This window comes from Propionicimonas sp. (assembly GCF_047606205.1).
GTDB lineage: Bacteria > Actinomycetota > Actinomycetes > Propionibacteriales > Propionibacteriaceae > Propionicimonas.
In genome coordinates, this window is sequence record NZ_JASGES010000207.1 from 1 (window position 1) to 6,004 (window position 6,004).

Below are 6,004 nucleotides of genomic sequence, written 5' to 3' on the forward strand. Positions count from 1 at the left end.
CTCGTGGGCGCGGCCAGCACGGCAGCCGCGTACTCCTTCGGCGGGGGCGCCGCGTCCGGCCCGGTGCCGGCCGACGAGGTCGACAGCATCGACCTGACGACGTCGATCCCCTTCTACGACCAGCCGCACCCGCCGGGGATCCGGACGCCTCCGCAACGGCACGCGCTGTTCATGACGTTCGACCTGAACCCCTCGGCCACCCCACAGGACCTGCAGGTGCTCCTGGCTCGCTGGACGGCGGCGATCGCACAGCTGGTCCAGGGAAAGACGATCGGCGTCGTCGAGCCGTCGCGTCCCGACGCGGTGGGGATCGACACCGGTGAGGCGTACGGCCTCGAGCCGGCGTCCCTCACGGTCACCGTGGGCCTCGGGCCGGGGGTGTTCGGCGACAGGTTCGGGCTCGCGGACAAGCGTCCGGCGCTACTGGCCGACCTGCCCCGGATCCCGGGGGAGAGTCTGCAGGCGGACCTGACCGGCGGCGACCTGTCCCTGCAGGTGTGCGCGGACGACCACCAGGTGGCCTACCACGCGGTCCGCAACCTCGCCCGGATGGTGACGACGACCGCGCAGACCCGCTGGGTGGTGATGGGCTTCGGCCGGGCGAGCGCCGGCACCGGACAGACCACACCGCGCAATCTCTTCGGGTTCAAGGACGGAACGCGCAACGTCAGCGGCGACGCCGACTTCGACGAGTTCGTCTGGCTGAAGGACGCCGACTGGATGACCGGCGGGACCTACCAGGTGGTCCGGAAGATCCGGATGACCATCGAGAACTGGGACGCCGACCGCGTCTCGGACCAGCAGCGCGTGTTCGGCCGGTCCAAGGGCGAGGGCGCCCCGCTGAGCGGGACGGCCGAGTTCGACACCCCCGATTTCGCGAGGCTCGACGGCGACGGCGCAACCATGATCGACGCGTCGTCCCACGTGGCGCTGGCCGCCCCGGAGAACAACGGCGGGACGAAGATCCTGCGCCGCGGCTACAACTACACCGACGGCCTCAACGACCAGGGCCTGCTGGACGCCGGGCTGCTGTTCATCTCCTACCAGAACGATCCTGCGCACTTCGTGACCCTGCAGGAGAAGCTCGGCCGCTTCGACCTGCTGAACGAGTACATCCAGCACGTCGGCTCCGGCGTCTTCGCGATCCCACCCGCCCCGAGGACCGGCGGCTACATCGGCCAGGCGCTCTTCGAGTAGGTGGCGGCCCCGGGCCCCAGCCGTGTCCGCGGGTCAGTCCGGATAGGAGACGTCTCGGTACTTCAGTGAACGACGCGGCTCGGCCATCAGGCCGGCGACCGCATCCCGCCAGGTCGCGTAGTGGGCGGTCTCCTTGTGGTCCGCCGCGGCGGCGTCGCTGCGGTAGGCCTCCACGAGGACGAAGCGGGTGGGGTCGTCGAGGGCCTGGACGACATCGAAGCGGGCGATCCCCGGCTCCAGCCGGGACGCCTCGGCGTTGGCCCTGGTGGCCTCGACGAACGCGTCCAGCCCCTCGGGGACCACGTGGACGAAGACATGCACGATCAGCATTCCCCCATCATCGCCGACCCGGCGCCGGCCGGGAGGGTTCCCTCTCGTCCGGGCCGGGCCATGGACGATCGTTCCGGGCGGGAGTTGCCGGGCGGCGCGCCCGGTGAGAGCATGGAAGGCTGCCCGGCCGTCATCGGTCCGGACCGTCCCGGACTCCGCCGTCGCCCACAGGAACAGTCATGCCCGCCTCACGCCAGAGCCGCGAACTCGTCGCGAACCAGCCCTTCATGGTGCTGCTGGCCGCCCGCACCATCTCGATGCTCGGCATGGCGTTCGCACCGGTGGCGCTCGCGTTCGGCATCCTCGGTCTGCCCGGGGCGGACGCCGGGACGCTCTCGATCGTGCTGGCGAGCCAGACGATCCCGCTGGTCGTCTTCATGCTGGTCGGCGGCGTGGTCGCGGACCGCTACCCGCGCGCCCTCGTCCTGCGCTGGGGCCAGCTGGTCGCCGCGGCGGCGTGGGGCGCGGTCGGCGCGATGATGCTGACCGGGTACACCCCGCTGTGGCTGTTGTGCGTGGCCGCGGCGTTCGCCGGCATGGCCGGCTCGGCGGTCTACCCTGCGCTGACCGGGATCATCCCCGACCTCGTCCCCGTCCATCTGCTCCAGCAGGGCAACGCGTGGCTGTCCATGGGGGCGAGCGCCGCGCGGTTCGCCGGCCTGGTCGCCAGCGGCGCCGTGGTGGTGTGGCTGGGCGGAGGCTGGGCGATGGTGGTCGCCGGCGCGCTCTACCTGGTCGCTGCGGTGCTGTCCGGCTTCCTGCCGCGGACGAGCGTCCTCGCCCGTGGCGAGGAGAGCCCGCTGCGCCAGCTCCGGGAGGGCTGGGGCGAGTTCCGCAGCCGGCAGTGGCTGTTCGTCTGCGTCCTGCAGTGGGCGGTCATGCTGATGGTGCTGCAGGCGTCGCAGGGCGTCCTCGGGCCGGTCGTCGCCCAGGCCGAACTGGGCGGCGCCGCGGGCTGGACCTACGTCCTCGCCGGCGAGGCGCTCGGCGCGATCCTCGGCGTCAGTATCGCGATGGTGTGGCGGCCCCGGCGGCCGATCTTCGTCGCAACCCTGCTCACGTTCTCCGCGGCGATCCCGCAGCTTCTGCTGGGGGTCAGCGCGCCGCTGTGGACGGTCGTGGCCGCGGCGTTCGTGATGGGCATCGGCTTCGACCTGTTCGGCGTGCTGTGGATGACCACCATGCAGCACGAGGTGCCGGCCGAGTCGCTGTCGCGGGTCGCCTCCTACGATGCCCTGGGTTCACTGATGCTCGGCCCGATCGGCCTGCTGCTCGCCGGACCCGCCGCGGCGGCCTTCGGGGTGCACGCCGCCCTGATCGGAACGGGCGTGGTGAGTATCGGCACGACGCTGTTCGCCCTGGCCTTCCCCGAGGTGCGGCGGCTGCGGTCACGTCCTCCCGAGCCGGATGTCCGGCCCCTGTGCGGTGTCGGTGGCGACGCGTAGCGTGTCGGGTGAGGAGGTACCACCATGTCCGAGCTCGACACCGAACGCGCTGACCTGCTGGCCGCGCTCGACCGCCACCGCGGCTTCCTGCTGTTCACGGCCCTGAGGCTCACCGACGACCAGGCGAGGCTGACCTCGACGGTCAGTGAGCTGCACATCGGCGGCATCATCAAGCACGTCGCGGCCACGGAGCGCGGTTGGGTCGCGTTCATGACCGGTGCTGACATGGCCGAGGCGGCCGGCGACTGGTGGCAGGGCCATCACATGGGCCCGGACGAGACGCTCGAGGGCATCATCGACGACTACCAGCGCTGCGCCGCCGAGACCGAGGCTGCCGTCCGGGCGCTGCCCAGCCTCGACGAGGCCCATCCGCTGCCGGACGCACCCTGGTTCGAGCCGGGCACGACCTGGACGGCCCGGCGCACGCTCCTGCACATCCTCGCCGAGACGGCTCAGCACGCCGGCCATGCCGACATCATCCGCGAGGCCATCGACGGCCAGAAGACGATGGGCTGACCCGGCACCACGACGTTCGGGCGGCGGGCGGGTAGTGTTCCCCTGCTGCCGGGATCGGACGAAGGGGTGCGCATGGCCACTGCGGAGGCGTCCGCTGGGCTGACCCCGCACCTGGCCGACTGGATCCGCGCCACCGCGGCCGAGCAGGACCCCCGGGTCGGTCCCACCACACCCGTGGTGCCGCTGATCACGCGGGGGCTGCCGACCCGCCCGGTCGCCCCCGAGCACTCGCAGGTCTACATCTGCGCCGGGGTGATCGTGAAGCTGCACGGCGAGCGCACCGATCGCGAGCGGCTGGCCCGGCGCCTGCACGGGATCGGCGCCACCGACATGGACCGGCTGTGGATCCAGCCGCTGCGCTACGCACCGCTCACCGCCCCGGGAGAACGGCTGGCGACGATCTGGCCGCGGGTCACGGTGCTGTCGACGATCGACCGTCCGCCGTGGTCGGATGTGGGCCAACTGCTCGCCCGGCTCCACCGGATGCCGTTGATCGACGGGCTGCCGCGGCTGGGCGGGCATTCCCGGCTCGCCCGGTCGGTCGCCCATCTTCGCGAGTCCGGGCGGAAGGACCTGGCCTGGCTGGTCGAGCTCGGCGACGACCTCGACCCTCGGCTCGCGGATCCAGGGCGGGTGAGCCTCGCGCACGGCGACTTCCACCTCGGCCAGCTCGGCCACACCCCGCTGCGGCGCAGCTGGAAGCTGCTCGACGTCGACGACTTCGGCGTCGGCGACCCGGCCTGGGATCTCGCCCGGCCGGCCGCCTTCTGGGCGACCGGCCTGCTCGACGACGAGTCGTGGGAGACCTTCCTCGGGTCCTACCGGGAGGCGGGGGGCCCGGCCGTCCCCGCCGAGGGAGACCCGTGGCCGTCCCTCGCCGTGCCCGCGCGGGCGGCCATGCTGGTCGCCGCCGTCCAGGCCGTCCGGACGCCTCAGAGCGAGGAGACCGCCGCCGTCCTGCTCGACGCCTGCCGCCGCCTCTGACCAGGACCGGATCCGTCCCCTTTCCCGTTCGGGGGACGGTTCCTTTCCGGTTCGCTGGTCCGTCCCCTTTCCCGTTCGGGGGACGGTTCCTTTCCCGTCCGCAGAACCGTCCCCTTTCCCGATCGGGGGACGGTTCCTTTCCCGTCCGCAGAACCGTCCCCTATCCCCGTTCAGGGGACGGGGTGCCTTCCCGCTGGACGGTCAGGGCAGGCGGGCCAGAAGACCTTCGCTGACCCGCGGCCAGTCATCGATCGTCACGCTGAACACCACGGTGTCACGGAAGCTGCCGTCCTCGCGGCGCAGGTGTCGTCGCAGGACGCCCTCGCGGGTGGCCCCGAGCTTTGCGATCGCCGCGGCGGAGCGGGCGTTGACGGCGTCGGTCTGGATCTTCACCCGCCCGTAGCCGAGATCCTCGAAGCAGTGCCTCAGCAACAAGTACTTCGTCTCGGGGTTCACCACGGTCCCCCAGACCTGCGGCGCGTACATCGTCCAGCCGAGGTGCAGGCGCTCGTGAACGAGGAATGCCTCCCCCAGCGACGACGTGCCGACCAGGGTTCCCGCCGCGCCGAGCGGAGAGTCCTCGAGCAGCCGCACCGCGTACGCCACCCGACCGCGTCCCTCGCCATCGCAGGACGGGGGATCGAGGTACTGCGAACGGGCCAGTCCGAGCGCCTCCTCGCTCGTGGTCGGACGGTGCCGCATCACGTAGCCGGAGGAGTAGACGGCTGGCTCGGTGAGAATCGCCGCCAGCGCCGGCAGGTCGGACTCGATGACGGGGCTCAGCCGGACGAACCGGCCCGACAACCACGCACCCTGGGGCAGTTTCGGCATTCCGCCATGGTAGGCGAGCCATCGATGCGGACGGATCAGTCCGCCGACGGCTCCCGCACAGCGGCGACCGAGGTGGCGCCCATCACGAGGACCATCGCCAGCATGACGAGGAAGGGGGCCGTCCAGCCGGCCACCTGCTGGTGGAGCCAGCCCACCAGGACCGGCCCGACCGCGGCGACGCAGTAGCCGAACGTCTGCATGCGTGCCACCGCCCGACGGTTCTCGTCGACGCTGCGGGCCCGGCGGATCAGCACCGCCATGATCGCCGCGAAGAACGCCCCCTGCGCCATTCCGGCAGCAACGCTCCACAGCGCCCACAGCGAGGGGGCGAGCAGCATGCCCGCTGGCAGCGACGTCCAGCCGACCGCCACCGCCACGAGGATCCGGCGGCTCGACCAGCGCGCCGGCCCGGCCAGGACGGGAACCAGCAGCGGGCCGACCACTCCCGCCGCCTGGAAGAGGCTCGCCGCCACCCCGGCCTGCAGTGCGGTCATGCCCCGCAGCTCGGCGAGCGCGGACGGCAGCCACGCGGTGACCGCGTAGTACGCCAGCGTGTGCGCGGAGAAGGCGACGGTCAGCAGGACCGTCAGCCGACGCAGCGGGGCGGGGAGGCGCTTCGCCACCACCGGGGCGTCGGGGGCCCGAACCGCGGGGGCAGGGTCGGGCAGCCCGGCCCTGCGGCGGACGCCGGGGTGGGCACC

General features: G+C 72.3%; 7 protein-coding genes. 4 read left to right on the forward strand and 3 right to left on the reverse strand.

The window, feature by feature from the left end:
- Nucleotides 1-1,197, forward strand: a 1,197-nt coding sequence (locus tag QM633_RS12990) for a Dyp-type peroxidase (RefSeq protein WP_415154186.1), incomplete at its 5' end; no start/stop codon positions are given.
- 33 nt (nt 1,198-1,230) lie between these two features.
- Here the strand turns inward: QM633_RS12990 and QM633_RS12995 are convergent.
- On the reverse strand, nt 1,231-1,527 hold the full coding sequence (locus QM633_RS12995; RefSeq protein WP_415154187.1) for a putative quinol monooxygenase: 297 nt from the start codon (nt 1,525-1,527) through the stop codon (nt 1,231-1,233).
- 179 nt (nt 1,528-1,706) lie between these two features.
- Between QM633_RS12995 and QM633_RS13000 the strand changes: the two genes are divergently transcribed.
- From QM633_RS13000 to QM633_RS13010, 3 genes are all read left to right on the forward strand, one after another.
- Nucleotides 1,707-2,972, forward strand: a complete 1,266-nt coding sequence (locus QM633_RS13000; protein ID WP_415154188.1) for an MFS transporter — start codon at nt 1,707-1,709, stop codon at nt 2,970-2,972.
- Nucleotides 2,973-2,996: 24 nt separating this feature from the next.
- Complete coding sequence (locus QM633_RS13005; protein ID WP_415154189.1) at nt 2,997-3,488, forward strand: DinB family protein; 492 nt, start codon at nt 2,997-2,999, stop codon at nt 3,486-3,488.
- 72 nt (nt 3,489-3,560) lie between these two features.
- Nucleotides 3,561-4,472 carry a phosphotransferase family protein gene (locus tag QM633_RS13010; RefSeq protein WP_415154190.1) on the forward strand — a complete coding sequence of 304 codons (912 nt, stop codon included), beginning with the start codon at nt 3,561-3,563 and terminating at the stop codon, nt 4,470-4,472.
- A 201-nt stretch (nt 4,473-4,673) separates the two neighbouring features.
- On the opposite strand, the gene QM633_RS13015 is transcribed toward QM633_RS13010, so the two are convergent.
- Both QM633_RS13015 and QM633_RS13020 read right to left on the reverse strand, forming a co-directional pair.
- Nucleotides 4,674-5,303: a GNAT family N-acetyltransferase gene (locus QM633_RS13015; protein WP_415154191.1), complete on the reverse strand. Its 630-nt coding sequence runs from the start codon at nt 5,301-5,303 to the stop codon at nt 4,674-4,676.
- Between the two features lie 35 nt (nt 5,304-5,338).
- A partial coding sequence (locus QM633_RS13020; RefSeq protein WP_415154192.1) for a CynX/NimT family MFS transporter occupies nt 5,339-6,004 on the reverse strand: 666 nt, incomplete at its 5' end.